This is a genomic window from Aureisphaera galaxeae, from assembly GCF_028561275.1.
Taxonomy (GTDB): Bacteria; Bacteroidota; Bacteroidia; order Flavobacteriales; family Flavobacteriaceae; genus Aureisphaera; species Aureisphaera galaxeae.
The window spans coordinates 413,038-427,665 of sequence record NZ_JAQQTF010000007.1; the positions used below are offsets into that span (position 1 = coordinate 413,038).

General features: G+C 44.2%; 11 protein-coding genes. All 11 read left to right on the forward strand.

The window, feature by feature from the left end:
* Window positions 1-11 precede the first annotated feature (11 nt).
* Genes POV27_RS14945 through POV27_RS14995 form a run of 11 tightly spaced genes read left to right on the forward strand, consistent with a single transcriptional unit; the run spans window position 12 to window position 14,628 of the window.
* A complete protein-coding gene (locus tag POV27_RS14945) occupies window positions 12-566 on the forward strand; it encodes a hypothetical protein (RefSeq protein ID WP_272863595.1) in 555 nt (184 codons plus the stop codon).
* A 6-nt stretch (window positions 567-572) separates the two neighbouring features.
* Complete coding sequence (locus POV27_RS14950) at window positions 573-2,069, forward strand: contractile injection system tape measure protein (RefSeq protein ID WP_272863596.1); 1,497 nt, start codon at window positions 573-575, stop codon at window positions 2,067-2,069.
* Between the two features lie 12 nt (window positions 2,070-2,081).
* Window positions 2,082-3,806, forward strand: a complete 1,725-nt coding sequence (locus POV27_RS14955) for an eCIS core domain-containing protein (protein WP_272863597.1) — start codon at window positions 2,082-2,084, stop codon at window positions 3,804-3,806.
* A 41-nt stretch (window positions 3,807-3,847) separates the two neighbouring features.
* A complete protein-coding gene (locus POV27_RS14960; RefSeq protein ID WP_272863598.1) occupies window positions 3,848-5,164 on the forward strand; it encodes an eCIS core domain-containing protein in 1,317 nt (438 codons plus the stop codon).
* A 60-nt stretch (window positions 5,165-5,224) separates the two neighbouring features.
* Window positions 5,225-5,722, forward strand: a complete 498-nt coding sequence (locus POV27_RS14965) for a hypothetical protein (RefSeq protein ID WP_272863599.1) — start codon at window positions 5,225-5,227, stop codon at window positions 5,720-5,722.
* A 10-nt stretch (window positions 5,723-5,732) separates the two neighbouring features.
* Window positions 5,733-7,241, forward strand: a complete 1,509-nt coding sequence (locus tag POV27_RS14970; RefSeq protein WP_272863600.1) for an eCIS core domain-containing protein — start codon at window positions 5,733-5,735, stop codon at window positions 7,239-7,241.
* Between the two features lie 20 nt (window positions 7,242-7,261).
* Window positions 7,262-8,815, forward strand: coding sequence for an eCIS core domain-containing M35 family metalloendopeptidase (locus tag POV27_RS14975; protein WP_272863601.1), 1,554 nt, complete (start codon window positions 7,262-7,264; stop codon window positions 8,813-8,815).
* A 38-nt stretch (window positions 8,816-8,853) separates the two neighbouring features.
* Window positions 8,854-9,957, forward strand: a complete 1,104-nt coding sequence (locus POV27_RS14980; RefSeq protein WP_272863602.1) for an eCIS core domain-containing protein — start codon at window positions 8,854-8,856, stop codon at window positions 9,955-9,957.
* 13 nt (window positions 9,958-9,970) lie between these two features.
* Window positions 9,971-11,716 (forward strand): eCIS core domain-containing protein, encoded by a 1,746-nt coding sequence (locus tag POV27_RS14985; RefSeq protein WP_272863603.1) that lies wholly within the window; start codon window positions 9,971-9,973, stop codon window positions 11,714-11,716.
* A 21-nt stretch (window positions 11,717-11,737) separates the two neighbouring features.
* Window positions 11,738-12,952 carry an eCIS core domain-containing protein gene (locus POV27_RS14990; RefSeq protein WP_272863604.1) on the forward strand — a complete coding sequence of 405 codons (1,215 nt, stop codon included), beginning with the start codon at window positions 11,738-11,740 and terminating at the stop codon, window positions 12,950-12,952.
* 38 nt (window positions 12,953-12,990) lie between these two features.
* Entirely contained in the window at window positions 12,991-14,628 is a 1,638-nt protein-coding gene (locus tag POV27_RS14995; protein WP_272863605.1) for an eCIS core domain-containing protein, read from the forward strand.

The window sequence follows — 14,628 nt, forward strand, 5'->3', positions numbered from 1 at the left end:
AATATAATGCCATGTCAACAAGACCTATAGTAGAACAAGCCATAGCGGCTATAGAAGACAACGGTAACAACACCGCATTCGAAGTACGTGATGTACTCACAAAAATGTTGGATTATACCGAAAATGAAGATACAACGCCACCGCCACCACCTCCCATTGATTTCTTCCATTTTTTCAACGATGGAAACTTTGTGGAAGACCCAAGGGGAGCCCGTATGTGGTACTCCTGTAGAGGAATTAAGAACGCCATAGATGTGGGAGGTACAGCAAACTTCACCTTCAGAATACGCATTTTGGAAGGCAATTTGGGCGATCCAGAATTTCCAATTGAGCCTGAGTTTTATCAACTCTTAAAGGAGATTGTTTCCACAGATCGGGAACTAACCTTTACGGTGCCGTTCCTACGCGGGGCAGGAAGTGATTTCCCAGAAACAGCCAATATTCGAATTAATATTAAGAATCAGGATAGGATGGCCATTTTCATTCAAACCGAACAAGGGATATCGAGGGACAGTGAGATTTTCACCTCTATTCAATTCCATGCACCAGAATTCTTTAATGGATAAATAATAATGCACCTTATACGGAAGAATCATATCGAAGTTCAGTGCTCCGAAAAACCCTTCGCCAATCTCCTTAAAGATGAATTGAGTGGGGTTTTTGAGCATGAATTGTATCCGAAACTCGAGCAGCTTTTGGATCGGTATGATGTGGCCGATAGGGTCTGGAGCATAGAGCATCTTTCTGTAGACATTCCTGCCATTTCCAAGAAGCATTGGAAACAGGAATTGGTAGATAATATCTTATTCCAAGTAGAGGAATACCTAAAACTACATGCCTTACTTCCTCATGATGAGGTAGCGGCAACGGAAAAAAAGAAGCACCCTTCTATTTCCAAAAAAAAGGCACTACAAGAACTTTTACTGTATTATCTGGAACGAGGAACATTACCGACCAATGCGCTATTGCAGGAGTTGGATGTTCTTTTTGAAACGGTTGAAATCGACTCAGCATTTTGGGAGCAATTGCTTACTAAAGTGCAAATGGAACCCGCGGTGGTATTACGATGGACTTTCAACGTTCCACAATCGGTAAAGGCTAAGTTGTACGAAGCAGTCGATATTGATGCAATACGCACATGGGGAAGCGTTCGGAGTATACTTATGAAAGCGGTTGAAGAGGAATTCAGTGTCGCTCCGCAAAAGAGTATTGAGGATTTTGGACATTTCCTTTTTTGGATGGCCGTATTTCAACGAGAAAAGGGTGAGCGGAAGGATACGATCTTATCCGAAAAGATACTTCGGCTTGCAACATCCTATTTTCAACTTTCCCCTGAAATATTAGGCACTGTCTTGAGTCTTTGGGAAAAACAGGAAGCAACCATACCATTACCGACGCTTTCTAAAACAATATTGTACCTTAAAACCTATCTCGCTGAAAATGAGTTTGAAGTATTCGGCGCAGTTAAAGAAGAAGTCAACGAAAAGGACGATATAGAGGCCATTTTGGAGGCGCTTCAGGGAAGCCGGGAAGAGAGTCAAAGTCATACACAATCACCCATGGATCATTCCGTATACATACAAAACGCTGGATTGGTATTGCTCCACCCTTTTTTGGCACCCTTATTTCAGAAATTAGGGTATCTGGAAGATACAAAATGGAAGCGTGTCCAACTGCAACACCGTGCGGTCTTGGTATTGCAATACCTCAGCAACTTTGACATAGAGATATTTGAAAGCGACCTCCTATTAAACAAAATTCTCTGCGGTGTAAAGCCCACGGACACGGTTCGTACCGAATGGGAAATTACAGCGGAAGAAAAGGAGGAATGCGATAGTCTGTTGCAAGCGGTGATTGATCATTGGTCCATCTTGAAGGATACTTCGGTGCCTACGCTGCAGGAAACCTTTTTACAACGCGACGGAAAACTACTGGAATACAAGGAAAACAAATACGAGCTCACTTTAGAACAGAAGGGCTTGGACATATTATTGGATCATTTGCCATGGGGAATTGGAACGATAAAAACCCCCTGGATGGAGCATTTCTTATCATGCTATTGGAATTGAATATAACGAACTATGACAGGTGGATTTGTACAGAAAAAGGAAGCACCAACGGCTTCAAAAACAAACCCAAGGAAGGCCACTCCTTTCATTGGGGGAGTTACTGTGCAACGAAAATTGGCCATTGGTTCGGCAGAAGATGCTTATGAAAAGGAAGCAGACCATGTAGCAGATCAAGTGGTGCAAATGAAGTTAGCTCCCAAAAGTATACCTACCACTGGAGCCCTTGTACAGCGTAAATGTACCGCTTGCGAAAGGGAAGAGAAAGTTCAGAAAAAGCCCATTGCTGCGTCTATAACCCCGATGATTCAGAGACAAGGAGGTTCGGGAGAGGGAATTGCTTCTCAGTCGCTCACACAGCAAATTAGTAGCAATAAGGGAAGTGGTCATAAAATGGATCACAGTACCCTGAGTTTTATGGAAAGTCGATTTGGGGCAGATTTCTCAGGTGTTTCCATTCATACAGGTTCTCAGGCTATTCAGATGAGCCAAGAACTGAATGCCCAAGCCTTCACGGTTGGAAATGATATTTATTTCAACGAAGGGAAATACAACCCTTCCTCTACCTCAGGCAAACACCTATTGGCTCATGAACTAACACATACATTGCAGCAAAAAGCAACCAATAGCGCAATCCAGAGACGTCTATTTGTCAGCCCAACACATCATTCCGCTTTGAATGCGGCAGATCCTGCTGCGGGTCTAACGAGGGCCCAGCGATTTTCTATGATGGATACATTGGTACAAGGGCTTTGTCCGAATTTTGAAGTGGATACATCGACAGGAGAGGTAGTAGATAAGACAAGAACTTCGCGTCTTTCTTCAGAATACAGCTCGTCCTCGTCTCCTGTGGGCTGCTGCTGCCTTGCATTAATCACAAAATCGACTAATGATTGGACCATTGCCGTAAGTGAATTGGACGGGCCACATACGCGGATTGGTAGTAAATTGATCGTAATGTCCTCTTCGAGAGTGCCTATAGAGTTCGGTTCTTTTACAGCATCGAATACACTGGCATTTCAAGGAGAAATTTCAGCATTTGGCCATGAGTTATGCGGTCATGCTGTATTGGCCGATATAAATGCCCATCCCCCACATAGGGATCGCACCACAAGCGATGTCCATGATCCTACGGTACGAATTGAAAATCTTATTTCTACCGAACAAGGTGTTCCCGCCAGCGAATTGAGAGGGTTGGCACGATCAGGGTCGCACCGCGGGGAGTCTGTGGATAAGATTACGGTTAGAAACTTTCCTTCTGGAGGAACTGCAGTAGCTTCATTGCCCTCTAGCGAACAGGCTAAAATACGCTTTGCGGCCAGTTATATTATGGCTAATAGTTCTTGGGTGGATGTAATTGGACATACCGATAGTTCCGGAAATGCTACGACAAATGATAGGATTAGTAGGGATAGAGCGAATAATGTAAAGAGCCAATTGAATACTCTTGGGGTTCCCAATACCATAACAAAATTCCGATTGAGAGGCGTAAATCGCTTTACACGCGTAGAAGGCGTTCGTGACCGCTTCCCTCCACGTCCCCCTTTAAATGCTTCACCAGGGAATTGGAGAAGGGTAGAAATTTTAATTGCAGGATTCCCTGCGGGAGCACAAAACCCTGTTCCGAGAACACCTACACGCGTTGCAGCCGTTCCCAGACCACGAACAGTAGGAGCACTATCGAGGTCTTCGGATTCCTGTGTGTCGCTTTTGGTGCGTGGAGCCTATGCAATACCGTAGCAAATGAAACGATAAGGAAGAGCATCATCATACAATTGAAAATGAACGCAGTTGCACTACATAAAACAAAAACGCCTACTTCGAAGATCACAACATCTTCGCCATTTGTTGGTGCCCAGACCATTAAAAGAAAATTAGCCATTGGTGCTTCTAATGATGTGTATGAAGTAGAGGCGGATCGTGTAGCAGACCGTGTGGTAGGAATGGGGAATTCGCAAGTGGATTCACTTACACAAACTGGATCCCTGGTGCAACGTAAATGCGCCAATTGCAACAAAGAAGAAAGCATACAGAAAAAGCCGATTGCCGAGACCATCACACCTATGATTCAGAAGAAAGGGGAAGGTACGGGGATTGCATCCAAAGCTTTAACCCAGCAGATTGGTCAAAGTAAGGGAGGAGGTCATAAAATGGATCAAGGCACCCAAAGTTTTATGGAGAACCGATTTGGTGCGGACTTTTCCCAAGTAAATATTCATACCGGTGCCGAAGCGATTCAAATGAGTCGTGAACTGAGCGCTAAGGCGTTTACTGTTGGCAATGATATTTATTTTAATGAAGGTCAATATAGTCCGGAGTCCCATTCGGGCAAGCATCTATTGGCACATGAGTTAACCCATACCATTCAACAGGGAGGAATAGGGAAAAACAAAATACAACGACTCCCTTTTCAAGGAGGCGATCCAATTCATGATCCCATTTTAGATCAATATAGTGAGGAAACAGGCATGCCGAGAGATTCGGCTTCTCAACATGATCCTTCATACGCACAATGGCTACAGGGAAAAATCCCTAGAAAGACGATCTGGCTTAACATAGGATTCGATTCTAGTGCAAAATTCAATAAAACGACTTTCGATAAGCTTAAAAAGTCCATTGCCGTAGAAAGAAAAGCCCTTACCCATTGTTGTGTGACCCATGCTAAAGCATGTAATATTGATTTAAAAGTGCACTACGATTATAACAAGAAAAACAAACCGGCTCCCAAGGACGGTGATTATGATAGTGATGTAGCAGCCGACAGAAAATTAAGGGATAAAAATTTAGACAATATTACGGCCCCAAATGGAGGTGTAAAAGTTCTTGTTACAGAATCTACGCTGAGCCAAACTTGGCAGGGAAAGAGAATTTTCCCAAGGGCCAACGCACCCGCCAAAGGTGTGGTTTGGAACAGGAAAAAGGCAGCAGATGATACCATAGCCCATGAATCTGGGCACAAAGCCGGTTATGTAGGAAATGTTCAAAGCAATAAGCATCACTCCGATCCGGATAACTTAATGAGTTCAGGAAAGATTCGAAATGCAAATGCAAAACCCGATGCCGAGTGGTGCAATAAAATGGCAGCAACTGCAGTATAAGAAGGCTTTGCAAAGGGAGTAAGTAGTATAAATTCCTTCAATAGGAGAAAAAACAAAGCAATGAAATTAATCGCTCTTATCGTTTTTATAGCATTGGCGGTAATTACGGGTGTTTTTCTTCTAACCTGGAGAAAAAAGAAGAAAACCATCGTAGAAAAACCAAATACAGTTACACCACAGGTCAAGGAACCTTCAGTTAAGGAGTTGCCGCAAGAAGAGCTTCCCACTACAAATGAAATTGTAAGTGGAACCTATCGTTTGGTGGATCAAGTTTTTATCAACAGAATACAGTACACGGCCAAGGCCAAAATCCCGCAATCGCATCTTAAGACCATAGCTAAGGAATTGGAAGTCATTAAGCAAAATGAAATTCTTATTTCCGCTATTGTCAAGGGGAATCTCACGCTTAACTATACGGATGGGAAGTCTATAGAAGTAGGGACCGTCTACAATATGGAAGAAAACCAATACGATCCCATAATTTACTTGGAGGGAAAACAATATAGCATTTCTGAAGAGTTCAGAAAAAGCATTCAGCAATTATCGGAGATCCATTAAACAGCGAAGCATGCAAAGCTTGGTGCCACAGCATAAAAAACAACCTTCCAGCAAAAATTCCTCTTTTGTTCCACCCGCTCCTACCATTCAAAAAAAGCTAGGCATTGGTGCTTCCAATGATCCCTATGAAGTGGAGGCAGATCAGGTAGCGGATAAGGTAGTACGTATGCAACCCAGCCCGAAAAGGATTTCCACCCAAAAAAGGGCCTTGGTACAACGAAAATGTTCAGCTTGTGCTAAGGAAGAAAAGATTCAGAAGAAATCCATTGGCACATCTATAACACCCCTTATACAGAAGAAAGGTGTTGGCGCCAAAGGCGGAACAGCATCAAAATCGCTTAGTCAACAAATACATACGAGCAAGGGAAGTGGATCTAAGATGGATCGCGGCACCCGGGACTTTATGGAAAATCGTTTCGAAACCGACTTTTCTGAGGTCAACATACACACCGGTCCACAAGCCATCCAAATGAGCCGTGAACTGAATGCACAAGCCTTTACGGTAGGGAACGATATCTATTTTAATAAAGGCAAGTACAATCCTTCCAGCACTTCGGGAAAGCATCTATTGGCTCACGAACTTACACATACCATACAACAGGGAGGAATTCAACGGAAGATGATCCAGCGGGATTTTGCACTGGAGCCACCCAATCCCGATGCGGAATGCAATGACCTTACCGAAGATGAGGTGAATGAAGCCATTCGTTACAATCAGAGGCAGCGTTACCAAGAACGGGATATCCGATTAATGAGGGATGTACTTGGTGTTTCTCCAGAACCGGTAGAATACGATGCGGCATTCATCAATGCCATTGCGTGTTTCCAAGCACAGAACAATTTGGATGTAGATGGAAAAATAGGACCTACTACGGGAACTACCATTGGACGGGAGGTTCGTGCCGAAGGTCAATTTTTGGGAAGACCGGACGGAAATGATCTGTTAGCAGCGGCACGTAGACTTTGTGCCGACGGTTACAAGACCGTAACCATAGACTTTGTTCGATTGGATGGGGCCACACGTTCTCCCACGGCAGATTTAGCCGTTGCCAATAGGGTGTTTAGACAATGTTGTGTTCGGTTTGTTATGCGAAAGAATGTTAGGGCTTCCGCTGCGGACACGCGCACTTGGCTAGGAGGTGATACAGACTTGAATCTTTCAGGAATTACGTGTCCAACGCCTACAGTAGAGGAAAGAACCATGTATACACAAGCAACGGCTACTCATAGCTTGTCCAGCGATGTTAGGGTATTTTATCCAGCTTCAACTTCGGGATATGCTGCATTGGCCTTTAGCCGTCCACCCTACTGCGCCGGAGGTTTTTCACACCATGCGGTTATTTACCCAGGAGCGCTACGGGATACATTAGCCCACGAACTGGGGCATATCTTCCTGAACAGTGGAACGCATGCAGGAATACGAAATCCTGCAAGTACTAGGAACCTAATGTTTGCTCCGGGACGAACAGCCTCTGTATTGGACCGGGATCAATGCAGAATAATACGAGGAAATGTATAAATAGATTGAAATAGAGAACAATGTTAGCCATAGAAACCATATCTAGATATTCTGCTTCATCCCCTTCTTCACAAACAAAAAAAGGAGGATTCATCAAAGGATTACCGGTGCAGCGAAAGCTCTCCATTGGGGCATCTAATGATGCCTATGAGGTAGAAGCCGATCGTGTGGCCGATAAGGTTGTTGGGGTAAGTAGTGGTCAGGTAAATGTAAGTTCGCAAACGGGAGCTTTGGTACAACGAAAATGTACAGACTGCGAAAAGGAGGAAGGCATACAAATGAAAGCCACTTCCCAAACGGGAGCGGGAGGAACGGCTTCTTCGGCACTTACACAACAAATTCAAAATAATAGGGGAGGCGGAAATGCCATGGATGCCTCCACACAAAACTTTATGGAAAGTCGGTTTGGCGCTAATTTTTCTGGAGTTAAGATTCATACAGATTCCCAGGCCATTCAAATGAGCCGGGAGCTAAACGCGCAAGCTTTCACCGTGGGGAATGATATCTACTTTAATGCTGGGAAATACAATCCGAACAGTATCTCGGGGAAGCATCTTTTGGCGCATGAGCTTACGCATACCATACAGCAAGGAGGAAAGGCAATGGGGATACAGAAAGCTGCCGATACTGGAGATCCCATTCACGATCATTTGGAAGAGCAGTTTCGCAGGGATAGGGGAATCCCAGAAGGGCATCCTGTGTCGCACCACGGAAGGGAATATGGTTCTTGGCTTAGCGATAGTGTAGCTGCTTTAAATGCCTTTGATAGCTTTCAGTTGCGACCGCATCATTTGAGAATCCAATCTGTACGGGATCGATTTCAGCGCATGACCTTGGATCAACTTCATCAATACAGGGAAAATTACATCATTAGTGGTGCGAACATCACCCAAGTGGTAAACCATATAGCTAGTATTATGCTGGGAAGGCCCTTACAACCCTGCACGACTGCAGAGCAAAGGACAACGGAACAAAAAGCAAGGCGAGCATTGGGCCAAATGCCATCCATTCTTAACAAAGCAGACCGAGCCATGACCCGATTGCATAGTGCCTGGATAAATCACAAAGCAGATTTGTTGCGTGGAACAAGGCGACTTACCGGTCAGGTTCCCTGTGCGTTTAGAAGTAACTTCAACGTTAAAGAGACCGATGCCGATTTTGGAGTGGCACACATTCGAGTGATGTTTCGTTTAAGGCGTCTTCGAGGTAGGTTACGACATCCGGTGGCATTTACTTGCGAAGCGATTAATAATCCCATTTGTTTATCTGGACAGGGACTGGACTCGGACGGGTATGTTGTGAACCATAGAAGTCCCATCCATCTTTGCCAAGGGTTCCGAAGTAGTGTAGATCAAAATCACCAAACGGCACTCATTATTCATGAATTCTTCCACCTTATTCCTGGAGTTCGGGATCAAGGAGGATATTCTCAATTTGGAACAAACGCCATGTCCTGTACCACAGGCTCTAAGTTTTCGGCCACTATGAATGATCTGGTCGGATCTGCAGATTCTTTAGCAGGATTCCTAATGCATATAGAACAAACGAACCCCAATGATATTAGAGTAAGATGATGTCCTTTGCCACATACGAGCCATCAAGGAAATATAAAGTGCAATCTCCTGCATCTAAAACTCCTTTTATTCAAAAAAAGCTTGCGATAGGATCTTCCAACGGTCCGCTCGAAACGGAAGCCGATCGGGTAGCCGATAAGGTCGTTGGAATGAGCGAGGGTAACGTAAGCGTTGGGACTCAATCAGGAGCCTTGGTCCAGCGTAAATGCACAGACTGCGAAAAGGAGGGAGGCATACAGATGAAAGCTTCTTCTCAAGGTAGAGACGGAGGTATGGCCTCTTCGGCACTTACACAGCAAATTCAAAGTAGTAAGGGTGGAGGAAATGCCATGGATGCCTCGACCCAAACATTTATGGAAAGTCGGTTTGGCGCCGATTTTTCGGATGTGAAAATACATACAGATTCTCAGGCAGTGCAAATGAGCCGTGATTTGAATGCGCAGGCTTTTACCGTAGGGAATGATATTTATTTCAATGAAGGAAAGTACGATCCTGCGACCTACCAAGGAAAGCATTTATTGGCACACGAGCTTACCCATACCATTCAGCAAGGAGGGATACAGCGAAAAATGATCCAAGCCAAGAAGGATAAGAAGCCCAAAAAACCGAAAAGAATCAATGTCTGGGGGTTCTGGGTACGAAAGCGAATGTGTAAGTGTGCTCCCGATGTTCAGAGTGCTATAGACAATGCTGTGTATTTTTCTAATGAGTACAAGGCCTGTGATACCGCTGCGAACAAAACGGGGAGCGATGTGGAGGATTGCGTAGACAAGCGGAATCCGACTTCTACCGTTGCAGGCAGCACCTCAGCAGGTGGTGGTATTAAGATAAAGGCGAAGGTGCGGAGTCTATGCGAAAGGGTGGTGTATCAAGGCACAAAACGCCATGAATATTATCATGCACGGCAGGCCGATCGCTACGCCAAAAGCGTAGGAGGAAAATTTTATACCGATTGGGTGAAATTAAAACGAAGAAAAAAACGGCGATTAAAAATATTGAAGAAACGGTACCCAGCAGAGCACAAAAAGTTTATGAAATTATGGAACAGCGGTCGCGAATGGGTAAAGGGAGAAGTGGAGTCTTACGGAAAAGAACGATTGTTTTTACTCGATGTGAAACGAGCGCTAAAGAAAATATGCTGATAAGATAAAATATATGGTTACAGGAGTCCAGAAATATGATTCTATCCCTCAGGGGAATACAGAAGCTAAGTCTTTTGTATCCCCTACTCCTGTTATTCAGAAAAAACTGAAGATTGGAGCCACAGACGATGCATATGAGAAGGAAGCCGATGCTATTGCCGATAAGGTGATGCAAGCAAATGCTGAGCCAACTGCTGCACCTTCCGGTTCGGGGCCCTTGGTTCAGAAAAAGTGTAGTAATTGTGAAGAAGAATTGCAGAAAAAGTCGCTTTCTGAAAGTATCACCCCATGGGTGCAAAAGAGGGCTTTGAGTTCTTCTTCGGAAGGAACGGCTTCGGATGCCGTTACCCAACAGATTCAAAGTTCGAAGGGGGGTGGAAGTGCCATGGATACCGGAACCCGCTCGTTTATGGAAAGTCAATTTGGAAATGATTTTTCCAATGTTCGAATTCATACGGGAAGTGAAGCCATCCAGTTGAGCCAGGATCTCAATGCAAAGGCTTTTACGGTAGGGAATGATGTGTATTTTAATGAAGGAAAGTACAATCCAAACACCCGACAGGGAAAGCACTTATTAGCCCATGAATTGACACATGTGGTGCAGCAAGGTCATGCATCTCAAAACACGATAAGAAGATTCCCTGTCGAGACTGGGACATTACCTACATTTGGTCAATTGAAAGAGACTTGCGCCAGTGCTTCGCAAATTTCGGCATTGATGATTCAGGGTAAGAATAGTAAGAATGACAGTTCCCTTATTGCCGCTATAGAAAATGTAATTACTTGGTTAATCCATTCTAAATCCACCTATGTAGATAATCTAAAGGCTAAAGGCTATACCAATGCAGAGGATCTTCAAAAGATAGCCGTTTCTTCTTGCTATGATATAAGGGATAATTTACTGGCAGGTACTCCTATGACCCAAGATAATTATCAGGAGCTGGCTACCATACTGCATTTGTATTATTCCAGTACTGGAAATCTGAATGTTGGGCTTAAGGTGAATGAAATGGATAATGTAAGAACCCGATTGGGTATCGATGGAGGTGCTTCCGACGGACTAAATAGTGGTAGTGATATCTTTAATAATTCCGTTACGAATGCTCTTTTGCCTGGCCAAACCGCTCAAGTAGGCTGGTTTGTTAAAATAAAAACGTATTCCGATGGTACGTATAAATATGGTTATCACGCCTTCTTAATAGGACGTACTTCTATAGGAGAATGGTTCCTTCACGATCAAGCTTATACTCCGGCGAAAGCATTTGAGGATACTTCAAAATCTGGATTGGAGGATCAGGTTAAGAAAGCTGTTAAAGAGGGTACATATTGGTTAATGTTTAATAAGCCAAGCTTTTCTGCGGCTGGAATGTGGACAGGAATCAAGTTGCTTAATACTGAAACAGGACCGCAATCCAAACAAGGAGAGCTTATTTCTAAAGGCACCCATCTTGCCGAAGTCGATTACAGCAGTGTTCGTTTTGGAGATCATGTGTATGCAGGGGATTTCTTAGGGGCAGCCCATACCATAAAGGATGCCTACAAAGTAGCAAGAACGGCTAGTTCTGGAAAAGGGGTTGCCTTGGTCGAGATGCCAAAGGGTACATTTTTATTGTATGAAACGAATGCGGTTGCTACCCACAATTTGCAAGTCGATTCTATTGATGAGAGCGGTGGAGGGAAATTGACTAGGAAAATATACTACAGAGCTTACTTATTCCTCACAGATGGTAGCTCCGAAAAGATAATCAAGGTGTATTGATGTCAAGTAAAGATTTTGATCATGAATGAGATGAAACAGGAACATAAGGTACAGTCTAAGGCCCAAAGCCCGTCGAAGGCGTTTATGGAGCCCAACCTTGTTATTCAAAAGAAATTGACTGTGGGTGCTTCCAATGATCCTCTTGAGGCGGAAGCCGATCGCGTGGCCGATCGCGTTGTGGGAATGAGCGATGGTCAAGTAAATGTCGGTTCACAATCGGGAGCCCTGGTGCAACGAACATACACAGACTTCGAAAAAGAAGAAGGCATTCAGATGAAAGCGACTTCACAAGGGGGAAATGGAGGAACGGCTTCTTCGGCCCTTACGCAACAAATTCAAAGCAGTAAGGGAGGCGGTCGGCCAATGGATCAAGGTACACAGAGTTTCATGGAAACCCGTTTCGGGTCCGATTTCTCCCAAGTAAGGATCCATACGGGTCCAAGTGCCCAACAGATGAGCCATGATTTAAACGCAAAGGCCTTTACGGTTGGGAACGATATATATTTTAATGCAGGGCAGTACAACCCGAATTCTGGAGAAGGAGAACACCTGTTGGCGCATGAATTAACACATACCATTCAACAAAAGGGAATTCAAAGGAAGATTCAAAAGAAGGACGGAGATAAAGAGGATGATGGCAAAAAGAAAAGCTCATTCGACTATAAATTACTCCCGCCAGAGATAAAGTGGCGTATTTCTTCTTTTATGCTTTTGGCCGACGTCTCCAAGTTGAAACTGGATTACGATTCCAATTTCTTTATTCGAGGGCTTCAATACAAGTATGGCAGCACCTTGAGTTTGCTCATGCAGCATAATGACTTTAAAATGAATGTTGGGGTGGTTCCACAAACCCCAGAGTTAAAGTTGGGAGCTACCTACAATAAATTCTACTTAGGGTCCTCCTATAATTTCGGGACTTCAACATTTGGATTGAACATGGGTTGGGGTGCTAAACCCTTACCCTACAACTACGAAATGTATAGCATTTTTAACAAAGCAGGGGGTTCAATACCCACTCTTATCGGCAATACACCCACGGCACTGGAAATGCCACCATGGACATTCTATCAACAGAACAAGGATGACATTGGCAATGTTACCAAAGCAGTGTCCACCATAAAGAAAATCACCGATCATGGTAAAAAGGATATCCATTTGGGTGCGAACTTTAGATTAACCTATGATCCTATAAATAAAACAGCATTTATGTTCACCCTCGTCGGACGCTTTAGATAGGCGCTCGCTGTAAGGGTTTTATGAAAATTAATAGTTGAATGCAGACACCGGTCCAAGAAAATACAAGGCAATCGAAAGCACGGGCAAAAACCAAAGCCTTTGTGCCGCCGACTCCTGTGATTCAAAAAAAGCTGAAGATCGGTGCAGTAAATGATCCCTATGAAGCGGAAGCGGATGCGATCGCCGATAAGGTGATGCAATCCAGTTTTGAACCAGCGACCCCACCTTCCAGTTCTGGACCTTTGGTTCAGAAAAAATGCAGTAATTGTAAAGAAGAACTACAAAAGAAACCGCTATCCGAAAGTATTACCCCATTGGTGCAAAGAAGTGCCTTGAGTCATACTTCAGGAGGAGAGGCATCGGATGCCATTAGCCAGCAGATTCAGAATTCGAAGGGAAGTGGAAGTATGATGGATAGGGGAACCCGTTCGTTCATGGAAAGCCGGTTCGGAAGTGATTTTTCGGGCGTGCGCATCCATACGGGAAGTGAGGCCATTCAGATGAGCAAATCATTGCATGCACAAGCCTTTACCGTAGGCAATGACATCTATTTCAATCAAGGAAAATACAATCCTTCCAGTGCTTCCGGGAAGCATCTGTTGGCACATGAATTAACGCATACCATTCAACAAAAAGGAGCACAAAGCATTCAAAGGATTCCTACGGAAAGTGGAATAGAGGACGATAGATACGATTATTCTACCCATTGCGGGTGGATAGATTGGAGCCATGCCAGTCCTGGAGTTGCCCGCAGATTGATCCAAGAAGTACAGGCCGCTTCAGATAGAATAGGAGCTGGAGATCCAGCACCACAGGCAGTAGCTGCACCAGCTATGCAATCCAGTGTACCCGTAATAGGTACTGTATTGAGTTCGGTGACACCGCATTTTAATGTTACTAGACAATTAAGCTCGAGTGAAGTAAACAGGGTGGCCTTACGCGCATGGCAAATGCAGTCCTTAGGTTTCGAATCACTACAACAATGGACACAAAGTATAGGCTCTTCGTCTTTTTCTGAAGAAGATCTTACCTCCAATATAATAGCCTTCTACATGGCGGTGAATGGGCATACTCGCTCAGGGATAGAACAAATATGCGATGTTTGGAGCAATGAAAGGTCGTTAACGCATTTCGAAACCTATAATTTTAGAAGATGGGGTAGTTTTACTCCTCCTACTTTGCCTTCTGGAGGCTCATGGCCTTTTAACTCCATCACTCCCGCTCCGCTCGACGGTAGTATGATGAGTGTGCCTGAGGCTACTTTTGAAACCACTACGAGCTCTGGCCGCTATTCTTTAGGAGGCATACACCTTATCATGCAAGGAGGGTTGCATATTGTTTCCTCTTCCGGAAATACAGTCGATATAAGCAGTACTTCCACAGATATTGCCGATGCCCCAGAGTTCAGTATCAGCCCACTTACTATTACAAACGATTTACAGTTTAGATGGATTATAAAAGACAGTTCGGATCGACGCTATTTAATGTGGGGAACTTCTGGTTCTGTAAAACACTTTGGAAATCACCCCCAGGCCTTTATACAGCATCGTACAAGGGATTTACTACGTCGACGTGGAATAACGAGGGCTACTATTTTGTGCCGAGCGATTGCTGGACGCGGTAATCCAGGAGGTGTTCAACGCTTATTTGAAAAGGATGTAAACTTTACTTGGTAA

Coding starts and splice junctions, on each gene's coding strand:
- POV27_RS14985 (WP_272863603.1), top strand. CDS start 9,971: ATGGTTACAGGAGTCCAGAAATATGATTCTATCCCTCAGGGGAATACA.
- POV27_RS14960 (WP_272863598.1), top strand. CDS start 3,848: ATGAACGCAGTTGCACTACATAAAACAAAAACGCCTACTTCGAAGATC.
- POV27_RS14945 (WP_272863595.1), top strand. CDS start 12: ATGTCAACAAGACCTATAGTAGAACAAGCCATAGCGGCTATAGAAGAC.
- POV27_RS14995 (WP_272863605.1), top strand. CDS start 12,991: ATGCAGACACCGGTCCAAGAAAATACAAGGCAATCGAAAGCACGGGCA.
- POV27_RS14965 (WP_272863599.1), top strand. CDS start 5,225: ATGAAATTAATCGCTCTTATCGTTTTTATAGCATTGGCGGTAATTACG.
- POV27_RS14955 (WP_272863597.1), top strand. CDS start 2,082: ATGACAGGTGGATTTGTACAGAAAAAGGAAGCACCAACGGCTTCAAAA.
- POV27_RS14990 (WP_272863604.1), top strand. CDS start 11,738: ATGAATGAGATGAAACAGGAACATAAGGTACAGTCTAAGGCCCAAAGC.
- POV27_RS14975 (WP_272863601.1), top strand. CDS start 7,262: ATGTTAGCCATAGAAACCATATCTAGATATTCTGCTTCATCCCCTTCT.
- POV27_RS14950 (WP_272863596.1), top strand. CDS start 573: ATGCACCTTATACGGAAGAATCATATCGAAGTTCAGTGCTCCGAAAAA.
- POV27_RS14970 (WP_272863600.1), top strand. CDS start 5,733: ATGCAAAGCTTGGTGCCACAGCATAAAAAACAACCTTCCAGCAAAAAT.